Annotated in this window: 21 protein-coding genes; 13 read left to right on the top strand and 8 right to left on the bottom strand. The window is 60.0% G+C overall.

What is annotated here, in order from left to right; genetic code table 11:
• Nucleotides 1-171 precede the first annotated feature (171 nt).
• The gene (locus tag BKN05_RS07140; protein ID WP_049377697.1) at nucleotides 172-921 is read right to left on the bottom strand and encodes a M23 family metallopeptidase; all 750 of its coding nucleotides are present in this window, start codon (nucleotides 919-921) and stop codon (nucleotides 172-174) included.
• 431 nt (nucleotides 922-1352) lie between these two features.
• Here BKN05_RS07140 and BKN05_RS07145 point away from each other — a divergent pair, with 431 nt between their 5' ends.
• Genes BKN05_RS07145 through BKN05_RS07170 form a run of 6 tightly spaced genes read left to right on the top strand, consistent with a single transcriptional unit; the run spans nucleotide 1353 to nucleotide 6808 of the window.
• The gene (locus BKN05_RS07145) at nucleotides 1353-3005 is read left to right on the top strand and encodes a cell division protein PerM (protein ID WP_286688287.1); all 1653 of its coding nucleotides are present in this window, start codon (nucleotides 1353-1355) and stop codon (nucleotides 3003-3005) included.
• Between the two features lie 22 nt (nucleotides 3006-3027).
• Nucleotides 3028-3636 carry a phosphoribosylglycinamide formyltransferase gene (gene purN, locus BKN05_RS07150; protein WP_193393071.1) on the top strand — a complete coding sequence of 203 codons (609 nt, stop codon included), beginning with the start codon at nucleotides 3028-3030 and terminating at the stop codon, nucleotides 3634-3636.
• 27 nt (nucleotides 3637-3663) lie between these two features.
• Complete coding sequence (purH, locus tag BKN05_RS07155) at nucleotides 3664-5196, top strand: bifunctional phosphoribosylaminoimidazolecarboxamide formyltransferase/IMP cyclohydrolase (protein WP_286688288.1); 1533 nt, start codon at nucleotides 3664-3666, stop codon at nucleotides 5194-5196.
• Nucleotides 5197-5211: 15 nt separating this feature from the next.
• A complete protein-coding gene (locus tag BKN05_RS07160; protein WP_286688289.1) occupies nucleotides 5212-6033 on the top strand; it encodes a hypothetical protein in 822 nt (273 codons plus the stop codon).
• Nucleotides 6005-6157 carry a hypothetical protein gene (locus BKN05_RS07165; protein ID WP_286688290.1) on the top strand — a complete coding sequence of 51 codons (153 nt, stop codon included), beginning with the start codon at nucleotides 6005-6007 and terminating at the stop codon, nucleotides 6155-6157. Before BKN05_RS07160 ends, BKN05_RS07165 begins: the two co-directional genes overlap by 29 nt.
• A gap of 24 nt (nucleotides 6158-6181) precedes the next feature.
• Nucleotides 6182-6808 carry a hypothetical protein gene (locus tag BKN05_RS07170; protein WP_286688291.1) on the top strand — a complete coding sequence of 209 codons (627 nt, stop codon included), beginning with the start codon at nucleotides 6182-6184 and terminating at the stop codon, nucleotides 6806-6808.
• A gap of 16 nt (nucleotides 6809-6824) precedes the next feature.
• Here BKN05_RS07170 and BKN05_RS07175 read toward each other — a convergent pair whose 3' ends face one another.
• The 6 genes from BKN05_RS07175 to rpmB form a co-directional block, all read right to left on the bottom strand.
• The gene (locus tag BKN05_RS07175) at nucleotides 6825-7541 is read right to left on the bottom strand and encodes a TetR/AcrR family transcriptional regulator (protein ID WP_286688292.1); all 717 of its coding nucleotides are present in this window, start codon (nucleotides 7539-7541) and stop codon (nucleotides 6825-6827) included.
• 101 nt (nucleotides 7542-7642) lie between these two features.
• On the bottom strand, nucleotides 7643-8422 hold the full coding sequence (locus BKN05_RS07180; protein WP_286688293.1) for a putative nucleotidyltransferase substrate binding domain-containing protein: 780 nt from the start codon (nucleotides 8420-8422) through the stop codon (nucleotides 7643-7645).
• 241 nt (nucleotides 8423-8663) lie between these two features.
• The gene (gene rpsR / locus BKN05_RS07185) at nucleotides 8664-8918 is read right to left on the bottom strand and encodes a 30S ribosomal protein S18 (protein ID WP_005279904.1); all 255 of its coding nucleotides are present in this window, start codon (nucleotides 8916-8918) and stop codon (nucleotides 8664-8666) included.
• A 15-nt stretch (nucleotides 8919-8933) separates the two neighbouring features.
• Nucleotides 8934-9239, bottom strand: a complete 306-nt coding sequence (gene rpsN / locus BKN05_RS07190; protein ID WP_005279906.1) for a 30S ribosomal protein S14 — start codon at nucleotides 9237-9239, stop codon at nucleotides 8934-8936.
• A 3-nt stretch (nucleotides 9240-9242) separates the two neighbouring features.
• Nucleotides 9243-9407 carry a 50S ribosomal protein L33 gene (gene rpmG, locus BKN05_RS07195; protein WP_005279910.1) on the bottom strand — a complete coding sequence of 55 codons (165 nt, stop codon included), beginning with the start codon at nucleotides 9405-9407 and terminating at the stop codon, nucleotides 9243-9245.
• Nucleotides 9408-9409: 2 nt separating this feature from the next.
• Entirely contained in the window at nucleotides 9410-9646 is a 237-nt protein-coding gene (gene rpmB, locus BKN05_RS07200) for a 50S ribosomal protein L28 (protein ID WP_005279911.1), read from the bottom strand.
• 473 nt (nucleotides 9647-10119) lie between these two features.
• On the opposite strand from rpmB, the gene BKN05_RS07205 reads away from it, so the two are divergent.
• From BKN05_RS07205 to BKN05_RS07235, 7 genes are all read left to right on the top strand, one after another.
• Entirely contained in the window at nucleotides 10120-10389 is a 270-nt protein-coding gene (locus tag BKN05_RS07205; protein WP_005323793.1) for a type B 50S ribosomal protein L31, read from the top strand.
• Nucleotides 10390-10404: 15 nt separating this feature from the next.
• Nucleotides 10405-10578 carry a 50S ribosomal protein L32 gene (gene rpmF, locus BKN05_RS07210; RefSeq protein ID WP_286688294.1) on the top strand — a complete coding sequence of 58 codons (174 nt, stop codon included), beginning with the start codon at nucleotides 10405-10407 and terminating at the stop codon, nucleotides 10576-10578.
• Nucleotides 10579-10744: 166 nt separating this feature from the next.
• Nucleotides 10745-11443 carry a response regulator transcription factor gene (locus BKN05_RS07215; protein WP_049379033.1) on the top strand — a complete coding sequence of 233 codons (699 nt, stop codon included), beginning with the start codon at nucleotides 10745-10747 and terminating at the stop codon, nucleotides 11441-11443.
• On the top strand, nucleotides 11440-12999 hold the full coding sequence (locus tag BKN05_RS07220; RefSeq protein ID WP_286688295.1) for a HAMP domain-containing sensor histidine kinase: 1560 nt from the start codon (nucleotides 11440-11442) through the stop codon (nucleotides 12997-12999). The genes BKN05_RS07215 and BKN05_RS07220 overlap by 4 nt, the downstream gene beginning before the upstream one ends.
• 109 nt (nucleotides 13000-13108) lie before the next feature.
• Nucleotides 13109-14575 (top strand): S1C family serine protease, encoded by a 1467-nt coding sequence (locus BKN05_RS07225; protein WP_049379035.1) that lies wholly within the window; start codon nucleotides 13109-13111, stop codon nucleotides 14573-14575.
• An 85-nt stretch (nucleotides 14576-14660) separates the two neighbouring features.
• Nucleotides 14661-15269 (top strand): MogA/MoaB family molybdenum cofactor biosynthesis protein, encoded by a 609-nt coding sequence (locus tag BKN05_RS07230; RefSeq protein WP_080970466.1) that lies wholly within the window; start codon nucleotides 14661-14663, stop codon nucleotides 15267-15269.
• A gap of 16 nt (nucleotides 15270-15285) precedes the next feature.
• Nucleotides 15286-15504, top strand: a complete 219-nt coding sequence (locus tag BKN05_RS07235; protein WP_080970467.1) for a hypothetical protein — start codon at nucleotides 15286-15288, stop codon at nucleotides 15502-15504.
• Nucleotides 15505-15613: 109 nt separating this feature from the next.
• Here the strand turns inward: BKN05_RS07235 and mscL are convergent, their stop codons facing one another.
• On the bottom strand, nucleotides 15614-16072 hold the full coding sequence (mscL, locus tag BKN05_RS07240) for a large conductance mechanosensitive channel protein MscL (protein ID WP_049379036.1): 459 nt from the start codon (nucleotides 16070-16072) through the stop codon (nucleotides 15614-15616).
• Nucleotides 16073-16136: the final 64 nt, after the last annotated feature.

The following is a 16136-nucleotide window of genomic DNA, read 5'->3' on the forward strand; positions in this document are numbered from 1 at the left end:
CGACGATCCGATTCAGACAACGAATGAAACGGGCCAACAACCCCAGACACAACAACACCCTCCTAAGGGAAAGTGTTGCAACGACCCTCTGAACTCAAGGCATCTGTGGACATGAAAAAGCGCCGCAGGAAAGCCACTGCGGCGCTTAACAAGAAGGTATTGGGGTGGGCCTTAGAGGTCGATGCCTCGCTCAGCCAGCCAAGGCTGCGGATCGATTGCCTCGCCACCGTTCGGGTAAACTTCGAAGTGGAGGTGGGAGCCGGTGGAAAAGCCCTCCGAGCCCATGCCAGCGATCTTCTGGCCGGCGTGAACGCGCTCGCCAACGGCCACGTCAAGAGTTTGCATGTGACCATAAACGGTCATGGTGCCGTCGTCGTGCATGATGCGGATCCACTGGCCAAAGCCGGAAGCTGGACCGGAGTCGATGACCGTACCATCCATGACGGCAAGGATTGGGGTGCCGGGAGAGTTGGCGATGTCGACGCCCTTGTGGAGGGTGCCCCAGCGCATAGCGAATGGAGATGTGAATGCGCCTTCGGCAGGGCGAGCTACGGACGGAGCGCGAGCGGCTTCATCGGCAGCGGCGCGCTCTTCAGAAGCCTGAATGGCTTTGTTGAGCTGATCGGTCAGATCGGCAACTGGCTTAGCCTCAGCAACATTGAGGATCTGCGGGGTGGTATCAACCGGAGCCGCAGCGGCATCCTCCACCTGAGTGGAGTCGGAGGCGAGCTCGAAGTCAACGGACTGCGTCTTGGTGGTGGCCGCGTCATCAGACTGAATGTTTGCGGCGGCTGCGCCACCAACGCTGGCCGTGGAAACTGCACCTGCCGCAACCGTCATTACGGCAATGCGGCCCTTCGCGGTCTGCGAGGTGACAATCTTGCGATGGCGGCCGGCGCCACGCTGAACTTTGCTTCGCATTAGGTCTTCTTTCGTCATTTTCACAATCTGCGCGGAACGGGTGTTACGTCCCCGTCGAGTTAGTTACGAGATTGTGACCTTCTTGTTACCAACGAGATGTAACAGTAGCGTCTCGAAAAGATAACAGCAACCCAAATTAAGAAACTTTCAGGCCCCTCTCGGGGAAATTGTCCACGAGCAGGCAACATGTGGCACCCAGAATAATGTTAGTGCGATAAATATCCCACGCGATCTCCGCGTGCGTCACGAAAAACTAGCGGCCTTTGCCTTCAATAGTATTACTGCCAGAGTTAAGGGTGTGAAACCAGGGTAGATTTTATACTCCTTATATATTTGTATAGCCCAGGTACAGGGGTTGCCGCCGGTGATTTTGCGAGCGCCTCGTCGCGTCACCCCGATTTCACTTCCGGAAGGTGGCAAAGTGGACGCCGATGAACAAAAACACCAGCCCCCAATCTCGGTCAACGCCCCGCCCGCGTAGCCAGGCGCGGGGCCGTACGGTGCGCGCGGAGCGCACCCCACGCGCGCCTCATCCCAGTGGGTCACGCCAGTCCTCTGGATCGGCGCAGCGCGTCGCTCGCAAGGCCGGCTTCAAGGCCAAGGCGCGCCGTACGCCCGCGCCGTTGACCAAAGCCGGGCGCATTCGCCGCATGCTCGTTACGGCGGCAGTGCCCAACGTGGTTATTGTCCCCATCATTATGGCCATCGCGCTTGGCGGTCTCATGCTCACCGGCTCTCCCATGGCGTGGTGGTACACCATCGTGGCGGAGACCTGGATGGTCTTTAACCTCGCCCCAGTCTCTGCGGCTGATGTGCATATTTCCTTTTTGCCGGCCTTGCCAGCGCTTATCCTTGCCGCGGTGGTGGCGGTTCGGGTGCGCAGCGCGGTAAAGCACAAGGTTAGCGTCAAGGACTTGCTTACTCTTTTGGCCTGCGTGCTTGGCGTGCCGGTGGTATTTACCATCATCGCGTGGCTGATGCTGTGGGATGCGGGCAAAGTCTATGACGTCTCCCCGCCAAACCTGGCGCAGGCGTTGCTGCGCGTTATTGTTCTGCACCTGGCCGCCATGGCGGCCGGCATGGGGTGGCGCTTGTGGCGGGCGTTGGCCAAGCGTTATGGAGTGCCGCGCCCGCTTGTCGACGCCACCCAGATCGCCCTTCGCTACCTCGCCTACCTGGCCATTGGCGCAGCCGCAGTCTTCGCGGTGGTATTCCTTGTCAACGTCTCCCGCCAGGGCGAGATGATGAATGACTATCCTACGATCTCCGGCTTAGGCATTGCCGGACTCGTGCTGCTGAGCGTGCTCTACATTCCCAATGCCATCGTGAGCACCGCAGCAGTATTGGTGGGCTCGGAGTTTTCCGTAGGCGAAGGCTCGGTGAGCCTCTTTAGCGCCCACCTCGTGCCGCTGCCACCGCTGCCGATTACCGGCGGCATTCCAGCATCCGCGCCCAGCTGGGCGGTGGCGCTATTGATCGTCCCCCTCGGCGCCGCAATCTACTCGTTGTACAAGAAGCGTCCGAGCTTTCAGGACGTACTAGTAGCTACGGTGGCCTCCGCAGTAATCATGCTGGTTGCCTGCTACCTTGTCAGCGGTGACCTCGGCTACTACGGTTCGACCGGCCCGCAGCTGTGGACTGCCGCAGGCCTCACCGCCCTGTGGATGGCCGTCGTTGGCTGCGCCGTTGCCGCTGGCTTCGCCTTCGTGGCCTGGCGTGCGGCCCGCACAGCGCCTGGTGCGGCCCCCACCGATGAATACGCCGACGAACCCGCTGCCGCTGCCGACGAGGCTCCCACCGAACCGGAGCGAGAGCCCATCACCGATCCGGAAATCGTTGACGCCGAGGTAGTCGAGGACGAGCCCGAAGATACTGCACCTGAGGCGGCCGCGGAGGAACCGGAAGAAGAGCAGAAAGAAGAGGGCGCTCCAGCCGAAGAAGCGGCGCAGCGGCCGGAGGAGGCTAAGGAGGGCGATGAAAGGGGCGTCGCCAAGCCGTTGAGCCAACAGCTCAAGGACCAAATGGGGGAGAGTGAGCAGGACTCCTCGAGCGAAGATTCCCCCGAGGAGGGGGAGAGGGGCTAGGCTATAGCGCGTGACTTCACCGATGCCTCCGCGCTATACCGCTGACCCTGAACGCCTCCGAGTGGTGGTGCTCGTTTCTGGAACGGGTTCCCTGCTGCAAGCGATCATGGATGCCCAGGCCGGGCACTACCAGGTAGTGAAGGTGGTGGCGGATAAGGAATGCCACGGTATTTCGCGCGCACAGGACCACGGGATTGATACCGAGGTCGTGGCGCTGGGTGCGGATCGCGCCGAATGGAATCAACGTCTGGTTGACGCAGTAGATGCTGCGCAGCCAGACGTTGTTGTTTCTGCGGGCTTTATGAAGATCCTGGGCCAGGAATTCCTGGACCGCTTCGAAGGCCGCACCATCAATACCCACCCGGCGCTACTGCCTGCCTTCAAGGGAGCGCACGCGGTGCGCGACGCCCTCGATTACGGTGTGAAGATCACTGGCTCTACCGTCCACTTTGTGGACGCGGGTGTGGATACCGGCTCCATCATCGCGCAGCGCCCCGTTGCCATCAATGCGGACGATGACGAGTCCACCCTCCACGAGCGCATTAAACAAGTAGAGCGCGATCTCATCGTGGAGGTGCTGCGTGCAGCTAACGTCCACGACGAGAAACTAACTATTCAACTCGCAGACTAAGACTTTTCGAAAGGCTTAATCCTCCTCATGAGCGAAGACCGCAAGCAGGTAAAGCGCGCCCTTATCAGCGTGTACGACAAGACCGGGCTGGAGGATCTAGCCCGCGCCCTCGATAAGGCGGGCGTGGAAATCGTCTCCACCGGCTCCACCGCGAAGAAGATCGCGGACCTAGGCATCGAGGTCACTCCGGTAGAAAAGCTCACCGGCTTCCCGGAGTGCTTGGAAGGCCGTGTCAAGACGCTGCACCCCCGCGTGCACGCCGGCATCCTGGCCGATACCCGCAAGGATGACCACCTCAACCAGCTCTCCGAGCTCGAGGTAGAGCCTTTCCAGCTCGTCGTGGTCAACCTGTATCCCTTCCGCGAGACCGTGGCTTCGGGCGCGGACTTTGACGGCTGTGTGGAACAGATTGATATCGGCGGCCCGTCCATGGTGCGCGCAGCCGCCAAGAACCACCCGTCCGTTGCCGTTGTGGTAGACCCTTCCTGCTACGGTGAGGCCGTGGAGGCCGTCAACAACGGTGGCTTTACCTTGGAGCAGCGCCGCGGCTTGGCGCGCGACGCCTTCCTGCACACCGCGGATTATGATGCGGCCGTCTCCGCCTGGTTCGTAGATCAGCTCAGCGAGGAGGGCCAAACCACCCCGCTGCGCTACGGAGAGAACTCTCACCAGGCGGCCACCGTTACCCGCATCGGTTCCAAGGGCCTTGCCAATGCCACCCAGTTCAATGGCAAGGAGATGAGCTACAACAACTACCAGGATGCGGATGCCGCTTGGCGCGCCGCGTGGGACCACGAGCGCCCCTGCGTTGCGATTATCAAGCACACCAACCCATGCGGCATTGCCGTGTCCGAGGAATCCATCGCCGCCGCCCACCGCGCGGCGCACGCGTGCGACCCAATGTCCGCCTTCGGCGGCGTGATTGCCGTCAACCGCGAGGTCACCGTAGAGATGGCCGAGCAGGTGAGGGAGATCTTCACCGAAGTCATCGTTGCGCCTTCCTATGAGGAGGGCGCCATCGAAGTCCTCAAGGCCAAGAAGAACCTGCGCGTGCTACAGGCAGAGCACGAAGACCCGCACGAGGAGCGCAAGTACATCTCCGGCGGCGTGCTCACCCAAGAGCCAGATACCTACCAGGCCGAGGGCGATAACCCCGCCAACTGGAGCCTGGCCGCGGGCGAGGCCCTCAACGAGTCCGACTTGGCTGAGCTCGAGTTCGCATGGCGCGCCGTGCGCGCAGTGAAGTCCAATGCCATCTTGCTGGCCAAGGACAATGCCACCGTGGGCGTGGGCATGGGCCAGGTCAACCGCGTTGACTCTGCCAAGCTGGCCGTCGAGCGCGCCAACACCCTGGCCGATGGCGTCAACCGCACCGAGGGCTCCTTCGCCGCTTCCGATGCCTTCTTCCCGTTCGCCGATGGCTTGCAGGTGCTTCTCGACGCCGGCGTTAAGGCCGTTGTCCAGCCCGGCGGCTCCATTCGCGACGAAGAAGTCATCGCGGCGGCGAAAGAAGCCGGCGTTACTTTGTACCTGACTGGTACCCGCCACTTCGCGCACTAGCCTAAGCTCAATGCCATGACATTCCCTATCCGCCGGGCCTGGGGCCCGGCAGCCGCCCTTATCGCCTGCGCGCTCACCCTAAGCGCCTGCGGCGATGAGGATGCGGCGGATAATTCCCCTACTTTCGTCAACACCGAAGCACGTGGCACGGCAAATCCCCTCTACGGAAAAGAGACCACGTCCGCAGCGCCCGCGGCCTCATCCACACGACCGGCTGCCTCGTCTGCGCCTTCCTCCTCCACGGAGCCACCGGCCGCGGCCCCTTCCGGTGATGTCCAAGCCGTGCTTGACCGTATCGTGGCCGAACACGGCGATGTGGGCATCGCCGTCTCCGATGGCACGACCACTATTGAAGCGGGGCGCACCGCTCCCGAGGCAGCGTGGTCGACCTCCAAGGTGCCGGTGCTGATCGCGGCGAATCGCACGGGTGCGGCCGATAGCCAGCTAGTGTCTTCTGCAATCACCTACTCCGATAACGAGGCTGCCAAGGCCGCGTGGGCAGCTTTAGGGGAGGGGACTGCAGCCGCGCAGGCCACACAAAGCGTCATCGCGGAGGCGGGCGATACCGCCACCCAAGTCCAATCCCAGGTCACCCGGCCGGAATTTACGGCTTTTGGCCAAACCATGTGGGGCGTGGGAAACCAAGCAAAGTTCATGGCCGGGGTGCGCTGCGTTGAAGGTGCCCAGCCGATTATCGACGCCATGGGTGTCGCCGATCCCGCCCAAGCCTACGGCCTGCGCACCCTGCCGGGCGCCTTGATGAAGGGGGCGGGGCCCGAGCCTCGCCGGCGCCTACGATGTGCGGCAGATGGGCATCGTGCAGCTTGGTGGGCATGACGTCGCCGTGGCACTGATTGCCTCCTCCCCTGATGGTCAGTACGCCTCCACTCAAAAGGTACTTACCTCCATGGCCGAAGCCCTAGCGCAGGCCGAAACCCAGTGGCCCAGCCCTGCCTGTTAAGGCTGTCAGTAGAAAGGAAAACTCATGACTTCTCGCTTAAGCCTCCGCCCGCTTCTTGCCGCAGGCCTCATCCCGCTCGTGGCCGCCAGCCTCGCGCTGAGCGGTTGCAGTAACTCCACGGATGAATCCGCTCCCAGCTTCAAGGGTGAGGGCAGTGGAATGACCACGGTCAATAACTCCGACAAAGAAGAGGAGACCGCCGAGGAAACTACGGCCGCGCAAGAGACCGTAACCAAGGAATCCCCTGAGGAACCGCCGGTAGTCACGGTCACGCAGACGGAAAAGCAGGAGGCCCCGTCTTCCACCGGTGGGAGCCAGAAGACTGGTGTGGGAAGCTACATTTCTAATTTCAATGAGTACGGATGGCTCGATGGCGGCTACGCCAACTGTCAGCGCTTTGAGCGTGCCTTGTTCGCTGGGGCTGGTCCCGACGGCAGGGTTATCATCTGCGAGACCGGAGGCGGCTACAAGTTCTATCGCTCGTCGATGTTTGACGGCCAGTTTGAATCGGGTGACGTTACCCAAGACGGCAACAACTACTACGTCAATGCGGATCCGTCGATCATCGTGGTGACGCCGAGTGGCGTGAGCGTGCGCGAGGGCGGTGGATTGGCCGCCACGGGCGAGTTCACGGAGTCGTGGCAGCGCTAACGAGAGGAAGGACGGGCTAGCGCGACTTCTTCTTGCGGTCGGCCGCTGCGGCGGCGGCCGCAGAGATGGAGTCGTTGCGGTTCTTCAGCAGCTCCAAGGTAGTTTCCTCAGCATTGTCGGGGACGGAGGCGCCAAGGACGGCCAAGGCGGCGTCGGCAAGCATGGCGGCAGTCTCCGGAACCGACTGGGAAGCGTCAAACGGAGGGGTGCCGTTATTGGGGCGCATTTCAATAACGGACAGCGCAATGTGGAAGGGAAGCTCCACGCGGGGGTCATCCTCGCCCACAATGGCGGCGGCGGTGGAGCGGAAATGATTCTGCAGGCGGTCGCGAGACTCGTGATACTCGGAGAACTCCGAAGAATTAGCCACCGGCAGCTGATACAGGCGGCCCACGTTCCAGCCACTGGTAAGCAGCAGACGCGATTCTGCGGCAACCAAAGACCACAGGCGCTGAGCTGGGTCGGCGTCGGTGCCCGCCAATTCATCAGCCAATTCCAGGGAGGGATCAATGGTGGAATTGAGCAGCGTCAGGAAAATCTCCGTCTTGGACGGGAAGTGGTAGTACAGCGACGCCTGACGGATGCCTACCGCGTCTGCAATCTGGTGCGTGGACGTGGTAGCAAAACCCTGGGTAGTGAAAAGCTCGGAGGAGGCGTCCAAGATCTCCTCACGGGCGCTATTGCCTCTGCGCCGCGGGCTGTGTTTACGCGGCCTACCGACATTGCCTGCCATGCGGTGGGACGCCTCCTTTCACAAAGGGAAATCGCTTTTAATAGTCAACTGTACAATCTTATGCCCGATGAGGTGCAGCTTCCGAATCCGCACCGTAGAGACTATTTATATTCTTCTGCCCGCCGGGAAATGGATTCAAACGCAGCCGAGACAATGCGGCACGCCGAACCATAAGCGGTGCGATCCAGCGGCGGAAGATCGCGCAGCGTGGCTGGACGATCGCTAACGCCCTCATACCAACGGCGCAACTCTAACGCATAACCGGTGCGCCACGCGAGGTCCAAAGACTCTGCGTCCGCGGTTGTAAGCAGATCGCGTTCCACGCCAATCGCCAGGCGGTCAACGGTCGGGCGCGGTCCAGGTGCCGCCCAGCGTGCGATAGCTGCAATGGGGGAGAGCAGCGTGGCCTTAATATCGACCGCTGCATCGCGGTCCGGCAGGCCATCGACCATCTTTAGGGCAGGCGGGCGCTGGCCCAAGGCTTCTTCTAGCAGTGCTTGTTCCCCGCCGTTTCCAAGGGGCAGGCCGGCGTCGACGCGCGCGGCGATGGAATCGGTGGCTGCGTGAGCTTGGAGACCGACATCGGCGAAGACCTCTTGCAGATCGGCATCGTCGCCCATCCACACCACGGGCATGGAGGGCAGCTGGTCGCCACGGGCGGCCGCGCCGCTAAGACGGACTGTGGAGTTGACCCCCGGGGAGCGAACAATATCCGTAATCAGCCGAGAATACCAGTTGGCCAATTCAATCTCATTGTCCTGGTGGGCGACCGCGTTGCGCAAGATATCTTGGGCCTCTGCGAGCAGTCCGCGGGCCGTAGCGCGGGACTGGCAGTGCGGGGCGAGCTCGGAAAGATCGAGTAGGGATTGGTGCAGGGCCATTGCTCACTGCCTTTCACTAGTGCGGGGCCGGTGCTTCCCCGCCGGCTGCGGGGTGCACGAATGTTTTCAATCTAACACTTCGGTTCTGTGATCCGGGCATGTGGGCCGAGCAGAAGGGATAGGAGGGCTAAAACGACTTTCGCCGCCTGCCCTCGGGGAGGGAGGCGGCGAAAGCTTATGGTTCTTTTACCGTGTCACACTTGCCAGCGGCAAAAGTGCGCTGTTGATACCCAGCTACTGTTTAGCGGGTGGTGAACGGCAGGAGAGCCATTTCGCGTGCGTTCTTGACTGCGGTAGCAACCTGACGCTGCTGCTGCGGGGTCAAACCGGTGACGCGACGGGAACGGATCTTGTGACGATCCGAGATGAACAGACGCAGAGTCTTGGTGTCCTTGTAGTCCACCTTCTCGATGCCCTCAGCCTTCAAAGGGTTCTTCTTTGGGCGACGGCTCTGCTCCATACGGAACTTCTTTTGGTTATTGCGCTTATTAGCCATTGTGCAATTACCCCTTTACCAGCTGGACTTACGAACGCCCGGCAGCTCACCACGGTGAGCCATGCCGCGCATACGGACACGGGACAGGCCGAACTTGCGGAGGTAACCGCGTGGACGGCCATCGGCAGCGTCACGGTTACGTACGCGGGCTGGGGAAGCGTCACGAGGCTGGCGGTTCAGCTCGAACTGAGCCTCCAAGCGCTCCTCATCCGGGGTGTTCGGGTTCTTGATGATCTTCTTGAGCTCAGCGCGACGCTCCGCGTAGCGGGCGACGATTTCCTTGCGCTGCTCGTTCTTAGCGATCTTGGACTTCTTAGCCATTGATTATCGCTCCTCGCGGAATTCGACGTGCTTGCGGGCAATCGGATCGAACTTCTTCAAGGTGATGCGATCCGGGTTGTTGCGCTTGTTCTTACGGGTCACGTAGGTGTAACCGGTGCCCGCAGTGGACTTAAGCTTGATGATTGGGCGGATATCGTTACGTGCCATACTTAAATCTTCTCCCCACGTGCGCGAATCTTAGCCACAACGGACTCGATGCCATCGCGGTCGATGATCTTCATGCCCTTCGTGGAAACGTTCAGGGTGATGGTACGGCCCTCAGAGGGCAGGTAGTAGCGACGACGCTGCACGTTGGGGTTCCAACGGCGCGAAGTGCGGCGGTGCGAGTGCGAGACCTGCTTGCCGAATTCCGGCTTGCGGCCCGTTACCTGGCAAATAGCCGACATGGGTCTTCTTTCTCCTAGCCGCCCACATCATGGCTATAGACAATGAAGCGCCGACTGCCGTGTGAGGGTGGCAGTGCTCAAAAGTGAGGTGTGAGCGGGTGCGGCGCCATCGTCAAACACCAGTAGACGGGGCGTAAAACGTATATTTTGACAACAGCAAGGGAAAATCTTACAGCCTCGGGCGCGAATTACCTAATCGCTGCCTCGCTGCGGCACCTAGGCCGTTTGCCGTGCTGGGGTGGTGTTTGCCTGTGCGGTGCCGCCAAGCGTGATGCAAGAAACGTGAGTGAAATGAGTGGTCGCCGCTGGTTGGGAATTTCGTATATGGGTTAGTTGACTGTAGGATAATTCAGGTTGTTGACCCGTGCCACGCGGCGCGCGGTTAACAGAGTGAAATTTGTACGTCCCAACTCGGGCACGATCCTCACCAAGCGTGTGGAACCGACCCGTAGTCCAACCCTGAGGGAATATATATGAAGAAAGATATTCACCCGGATTACCACCCGGTAGTCTTCCGTGATGCTGGTACCGGTCACTCCTTTTTGACCAAGTCCACCGCTTCCTCCGACCGCACCGTTGAGTGGGAAGACGGCAACGAGTACCCACTGATCGTCGTTGACGTTACCGCTGAGTCCCACCCGTTCTGGACTGGTGCACAGCGCGTTATGGATACCGCCGGCCGCGTCGAGCGCTTCAACCAGCGCTTCGGTGGCATGGCACGCCGCAAGAAGAAGAACGCGTAAGGAGGAGAGTAGAAAATGGCAACTCCTAAGTTTAAGAAGTCCCGTGCGAACACCCACGCACGCCGTTCCCAGTGGAAGGCTGACAACGTAGCCCTCCAGGAAGTCACCATCGACGGCCAGACCGTCCGCATCCCGCGCCGCCTGGTTAAGGCTGCCAAGCTGGGCCTGGTTAACGTAGAGCAATTCTAAGCTCGCTCTTTAATCTCCCCGTCCGCTCTCTTTAGAGGGCTGGGCGGGGATTTTTTAGCTTTAGAAGCCTCCTATAAGCATGTTTTAACTGTATTTGGGGGGCTATGGGGGGTAAATATTTCTCTTAACTTCATGAAGTTGACTGCCATCAGTAATAATTAGGACTATGAAAATCCTTGTGGTGGATGATGAACAAGCCGTCCGTGAATCGCTACGCCGTTCCCTACGCTTTAACGGCTACGAAGTGCTGACCGCTAACGACGGCTTGGAAGCCGTGGAGACGGTGCGCGCTGAGAATCCCGAATTAGTGATTCTGGACGTCATGATGCCCAACATGGATGGACTAGAGGTATGCCGCACCCTGCGCAGTGAGGGTTGGGACCGTCCAATTCTCGTTCTGACCGCGCGCGATGGCGTCTCGGATCGCGTGGCTGGCCTCGATGCCGGAGCGGATGATTACCTGCCAAAGCCGTTCGCATTGGAAGAGCTCTTGGCCCGCGTGCGCTCCTTGGTACGGCGTGCCTCTGCAGATTCCATCGCCGCTGAAGCTCCGGTGGAAAGCAAGCTTAGCTTCGAAGACCTTGAACTTGATGCCGATACCCGCGAAGTAAGCCGCGGTGGCCGGGCCATTTCCTTGACGCGTACCGAGTTTGCGCTGCTGCAATTGCTGATGGAAAATCCCCGCAAGGTTCTCTCGCGCAGCAAGATCCTGGAAGAAGTATGGGGATACGATTTCCCTACCTCCGGCAATGCTCTCGAGGTCTATATCGGCTACCTGCGTAAGAAGACGGAGGGCGAGAGCGATGCTCGCCTTATCCACACCGTCCGTGGTGTGGGCTATGTTTTGAGGGAGTCTAATTCGTGATTTTAAGGAAGCTCGCTTCCCCCGCGGTGGCTTCCGGGAAGGTACAGTCCACCCCTCTTACCGAGTTCTCCGGTCGTCAGGGGAGTTGGGCTTCACGGACGCCACTGCGGTGGCGCCTCGCTACTGTTACCGGCCTTGTGGTGGCCGTAGCCGTTGCCTTGATGACGTTGGCAACGTATTGGGTAGTTTCTATGTCCCTTACTGCCTCCGTCGATGACCGCTTGGAGGCCGAGGCCGATGTCTTGTTGCGGCAAAGCCAAGACCCGCGGTTCATGGATAACGTGGACCAGGAAATCAAGGATTTTAAGGCCTATAACCCTGGCACCCGTGTAGCCCTATCACCGCCCTCCATGAGCTTTTCCTACGGCGACACCATTCCTATGGGCGGGGACTTCCACCGGACGGAGGATTACACGGAAACTTCCGTGCGTACCGTCGGCGGCGAGCGGGTGTTGGCCAAGCGTCATGATCTCGGCTCTACCGTGGCCGTCGCTCAGTCTCTCGCACCTACGCAAGGGCTCATAGCCATCTTGGGCACGGTGCTTCTGATTATCGTTGGCCTTGGCATCTTGCTCGCCATTTTTGCAGGCCTCATCGTGTCCAAAACCGGTATGCAACCCATCGCCCGGCTGAAGCGAGCGGTGGATTACGTGACGCAGACCAACGACCTGCGTCCTATTGAGGTCTCCAATAACGACGAGATGGCGCAGTTGACCACCTCCTTTAACCAGATGCTGGAGGCACTGCAGGAATCCCGTTCGCAGAAGGCTCAGTTCGTAGCCGATGCTGGACACGAGTTGAAGACCCCGCTGACCTCTATGCGTACCAATATTGAGCTTTTGATGATGCTCAATCGCGCCGGTGGTGGCTTTGGCATGAGCGATGAGGACCGCAAAGACCTCGAAGATGACGTCATGTCCCAGATGAATGAGCTCTCCACCTTGATTGGAGACCTCGTTGATTTGGCGCGCGAGGACGGCAATGAGCGCGAACCGGAACCGGTTGACCTTTGTGAAGTCATGATGGCTTCGCTGGAGCGTGCGCGCCGCCGCCGTCCCGATGTGGAGTTCTTGGTGCGCTTTATCCCGTGGGAGCTGGACGGCGACCCCTTCGCATTGGGCCGTGCAACGCTTAACCTCATGGACAATGCGGCTAAGTGGTCGCCGGCAACTGGCACGGTGCGCGTATCCATGGAGCAGCTATCCTCCCACGAGGTGCGCCTGCGCTTCGATGACTCTGGGCCTGGCATTGCACCGGAGGAGCGGGAGAAGGTCTTTGAACGCTTCTACCGTTCGGCGGAAGCGCGTTCCACGCCGGGCTCGGGCTTGGGCTTGGCCATTGTGAAATCGGTAATTGAACGCCACAATGGCACGATCAAGATCCGCGAGTCTAATGATGGCGGCACCCGCATGGAAGTCATCTTGCCGGGCAAGCCTGTGCCGGGTGAGATTTTCGTGGACGGTTTGGCAGACCCGCATGAGGGGCTGCCGGGTGGTAAGGAAGACCCGAGCGACCGAGGTGAAATCTTTGCGCAGCGTTGGTTTAATCAGGGCTAGCGTACAAGCGTTTATACTGGTGAGGTAATACAGCATCCTTCCAGGAATTCCTAGTAGGTTGGCAGATCAATATCAGTCTTGACCAAGCGAAGTGAGGCATAGTTTTCTCATGAACATGAGGAATGACGATTACCGCGGCTTTGATGGAAACTCCCCAGAGGGAGAACCCCAGGAAGGCCCGGGTAGGGCCGAGCCGGTTCAGGGTGGTCCGAACTTTGGAGAAACCGGACAGCCCGACGCAGGCGCCGGTAGTGCTGGCCCCTACAGTGACAGCACTGGTCTTTACAACGGCGCTGGTGCGCAGGAACATGAGACCGGTTCCTATTCGCAAGGCTGGAATCAGCCGCGCGGCGGTGCAGAAGGCGATGGCCCACGAACGCTAGGTTCGCTGGGGCCCTATCCGAATGGCCCACAGGCCCAAAGCTTTAGCGGTCAGGGGCAGGAAGGTCCGATGGTCACTCCGCTGCCTCCGCAGCCGGAGCAAAAGAAGAAAATCGGCTTGGGCGCCGCCACCGCATTGGCGGCCGTCGCTGCCATCGCCGCAGGCTCGATTGCCGGCGCTGTGGTTGGCATGAGTTCTGGGGGAGGCAATAACGATACCTCCGCGGTCAATGAAGCCCTCAAGGCTGAGCCGGCAAACAATAGCACCGGTAAGGAACCGGAACAGGGTTCTGTGGAAGAAGTAGCCTCCAAGGTTTTGCCGGCGGTGGTTTCTATCCAGACGATGACTCGTACGGGTGGGGCTGAAGGCTCCGGCTCTGTCATCTCCCCAGACGGTTATGTACTGACCAACCACCACGTGGTTGCCGGTGCTGAACACGGTGGCATGATGCAAGTGACCATGAATGACGGCAGCAAGCATGAAGCTGACGTGGTGGCCTCGGATGCGAATACGGATGTGGCCATCGTGAAGATCAAGGACGTCAAGGACCTGCCCTTCTTGCAATTCGGCGACTCCGATTCCGTCGCTGTGGGCCAAGAGGTAGTGGCCGTGGGTTCACCTTTGGGACTGAATGCTACCGTGACCTCCGGCATCGTATCGGCGAAGAACCGTCCCGTTCGCGCTTCCCAAGAGGGTGGCGAGTCCTCACTGATTGACGCCATTCAGACCGATGCCGCAGTAAACCCTGGCAACTCGGGCGGCCCCTTGGTGGATCGAGACGGCAATATCGTCGGCATGAACTCCATGATTGCTTCGCTGTCTAATAGTTCCTCCGGCGAGGGCGGCTCCATTGGCCTGGGCTTTGCAATTCCATCCAATTTTGCCAAGCGCATGGCAGATGAGCTCATTAATGACGGCAAAGTTTCCCACCCGACCCTTGGCGTGAAGGTGCTAGCGCGCGACGACGGCAATGGTGCCCGCATCGCCGGGGTGGAGCCGGGTGGCCCAGCAGATAAGGCGGGCCTAAAGGATGGCGACATTGTAACCCGCGTCAACGATCGTCTGATCGAAAACGCCGATGCGCTCATCGCGGCGGCGCGATCGCAAGACTTTGGCGCGACGGTGACCTTGGAGGTAACCCGCGAAGACTCGGATGAATCTCGTCAGGTAGAGGTAACCCTCTCAGGCGAGTAAATTACTGTGCAAGACCTCATTAGGTGCTAAATGCGCCGTACCTCACCCCGCCACAAGGCCGCAATGCCTTAACTTAAGGAGAAAAATGCCAGATTCGCAGCACGATGTGACCGACTCCGCGCAGCCCGACGGCGCGACCAGGCGCGATTCCTTGATGGATGTTGCCGAACCCGATGATGCCTTCCTGCTGGCAAGCGAACAGGAGGTTAGCCTTGCTGCCCCGCGCCGTGGGCTTATTGTGATTGTCACTGACCATCCTGGTGAGCAATCCGATAGCACTTCTCAGCTGGTAAGTGAGTTGCTCGCGGAGGCCAATTTCCGTGTTGATGGCGCCATCGTGGTCCGTTCCAAGAAATCCAAGATCCGCCAGGCCATTGAGACCGCCGTGGTCGGTGGCGTGGACGTGGTCCTCACCGTGGGCGGTACGGGTGTAGGCCCGCGCGATAAGACTCCAGAGGCTACCCGGTCTGTCATCGACAAGATGGTTCCGGGCGTGGCACAGGCGCTGCGTTCTTCTGGCCAAGCCTGCGGCGCGGTGGATGCCTGTACGTCTCGCGGTCTATCGGGTGTTTCTGGCTCTACCGTAGTGGTCAACCTTGCCTCGTCGCGCGCTGCCGTCCGCGATGGCATGGCTACCTTGGCGCCCCTGGTACACCACCTCATTGACCAGCTCCAGCAATCTAGCGTCCAGTAAGCGCAGGGCATTTTTCATGACGTCGCGGAGAAATCGCCGGCGAGTATTTCGCCAATCTGCTGCTGCCGACTATGACCGTAGTGCTGATAAGCCCGGCGCACCCGCTGCCCACGGTGCCGATGAAGAGAGAATCGTTACCGTCGATGACGGGGATTCGGCGGCGGCAGAGGGGGAGTCCGGCCAGCGCGATGAACAGTTCTACCGGGAGAATCAGCCGCCACACTACGGCGGCTAGTGCCTAAAACAGGATGCAGGTCTGCAACCACAGAGGTACTTAAAGCCCGCGGTTTCGCTTCCGGAGAAATGAAACCGCGGGCTCTGCGTTGTATATGCAGCGCAGGGAACTAGGCCTGGTGGCGGCCGCCGCCGGTAGAACCGTCAATGCCAGTATCCGGGATGTCCTTATCGGAGACATTCTGGGCCTCGAGCAGGTCGCGGATTTCCGCGAGCAGTTCCTCGGAGGTTGGTGCCGGAGCCTCAGGGTCGACACCGTGGCGGCGCTTAGCGGCCTCGGTGAGCTTGTTGATCGGCATGACGATGAGGAAGTAAACCACCGCGGCGATGATGAGGAAGTTAATCGCTGCAGTGATTACTGCGCCGAAGTCAACAAACGTGTTCTCATTGTCGGTGATCTGGAAGCCCAATCCTTTCACCTCAGCGGAGCCGAGAGAATTAATAATCGGCTGGATGATGGAATCCGTCACGGACTTGACGATTGCGGTGAAGGCAGAACCAATGATGACTGCGGTGGCTAGTTCAATGACGTTGCCGCGCATAATGAAGTCTTTAAAACCCTTGAGCATGGTGAAATGCACGAACCTTTCTGGGAATAACTAAAGTTTGGTGTGGACCATGGGCATCGTGAAA

Source organism: Corynebacterium sp. S5S1, assembly GCF_001913985.1.
In the GTDB taxonomy this organism is placed as follows: domain Bacteria; phylum Actinomycetota; class Actinomycetes; order Mycobacteriales; family Mycobacteriaceae; genus Corynebacterium; species Corynebacterium marquesiae.

Coding starts and splice junctions, on each gene's coding strand:
- BKN05_RS07180 (WP_286688293.1), bottom strand. CDS start 8,422: ATGGCCCTGCACCAATCCCTACTCGATCTTTCCGAGCTCGCCCCGCAC.
- purN (WP_193393071.1), top strand. CDS start 3,028: ATGCCTCCGCGCTATACCGCTGACCCTGAACGCCTCCGAGTGGTGGTG.
- rpsR (WP_005279904.1), bottom strand. CDS start 8,918: ATGGCTAATAAGCGCAATAACCAAAAGAAGTTCCGTATGGAGCAGAGC.
- BKN05_RS07160 (WP_286688289.1), top strand. CDS start 5,212: ATGACATTCCCTATCCGCCGGGCCTGGGGCCCGGCAGCCGCCCTTATC.
- mscL (WP_049379036.1), bottom strand. CDS start 16,072: ATGCTCAAGGGTTTTAAAGACTTCATTATGCGCGGCAACGTCATTGAA.
- BKN05_RS07175 (WP_286688292.1), bottom strand. CDS start 7,541: ATGGCAGGCAATGTCGGTAGGCCGCGTAAACACAGCCCGCGGCGCAGA.
- BKN05_RS07140 (WP_049377697.1), bottom strand. CDS start 921: ATGCGAAGCAAAGTTCAGCGTGGCGCCGGCCGCCATCGCAAGATTGTC.
- rpmG (WP_005279910.1), bottom strand. CDS start 9,407: ATGGCACGTAACGATATCCGCCCAATCATCAAGCTTAAGTCCACTGCG.
- rpmF (WP_286688294.1), top strand. CDS start 10,405: ATGGCAACTCCTAAGTTTAAGAAGTCCCGTGCGAACACCCACGCACGC.
- BKN05_RS07230 (WP_080970466.1), top strand. CDS start 14,661: ATGCCAGATTCGCAGCACGATGTGACCGACTCCGCGCAGCCCGACGGC.
- BKN05_RS07235 (WP_080970467.1), top strand. CDS start 15,286: ATGACGTCGCGGAGAAATCGCCGGCGAGTATTTCGCCAATCTGCTGCT.
- BKN05_RS07170 (WP_286688291.1), top strand. CDS start 6,182: ATGACTTCTCGCTTAAGCCTCCGCCCGCTTCTTGCCGCAGGCCTCATC.
- rpsN (WP_005279906.1), bottom strand. CDS start 9,239: ATGGCTAAGAAGTCCAAGATCGCTAAGAACGAGCAGCGCAAGGAAATC.
- purH (WP_286688288.1), top strand. CDS start 3,664: ATGAGCGAAGACCGCAAGCAGGTAAAGCGCGCCCTTATCAGCGTGTAC.
- BKN05_RS07205 (WP_005323793.1), top strand. CDS start 10,120: ATGAAGAAAGATATTCACCCGGATTACCACCCGGTAGTCTTCCGTGAT.
- rpmB (WP_005279911.1), bottom strand. CDS start 9,646: ATGTCGGCTATTTGCCAGGTAACGGGCCGCAAGCCGGAATTCGGCAAG.
- BKN05_RS07165 (WP_286688290.1), top strand. CDS start 6,005: ATGGGCATCGTGCAGCTTGGTGGGCATGACGTCGCCGTGGCACTGATT.
- BKN05_RS07225 (WP_049379035.1), top strand. CDS start 13,109: ATGAACATGAGGAATGACGATTACCGCGGCTTTGATGGAAACTCCCCA.
- BKN05_RS07145 (WP_286688287.1), top strand. CDS start 1,353: ATGAACAAAAACACCAGCCCCCAATCTCGGTCAACGCCCCGCCCGCGT.
- BKN05_RS07215 (WP_049379033.1), top strand. CDS start 10,745: ATGAAAATCCTTGTGGTGGATGATGAACAAGCCGTCCGTGAATCGCTA.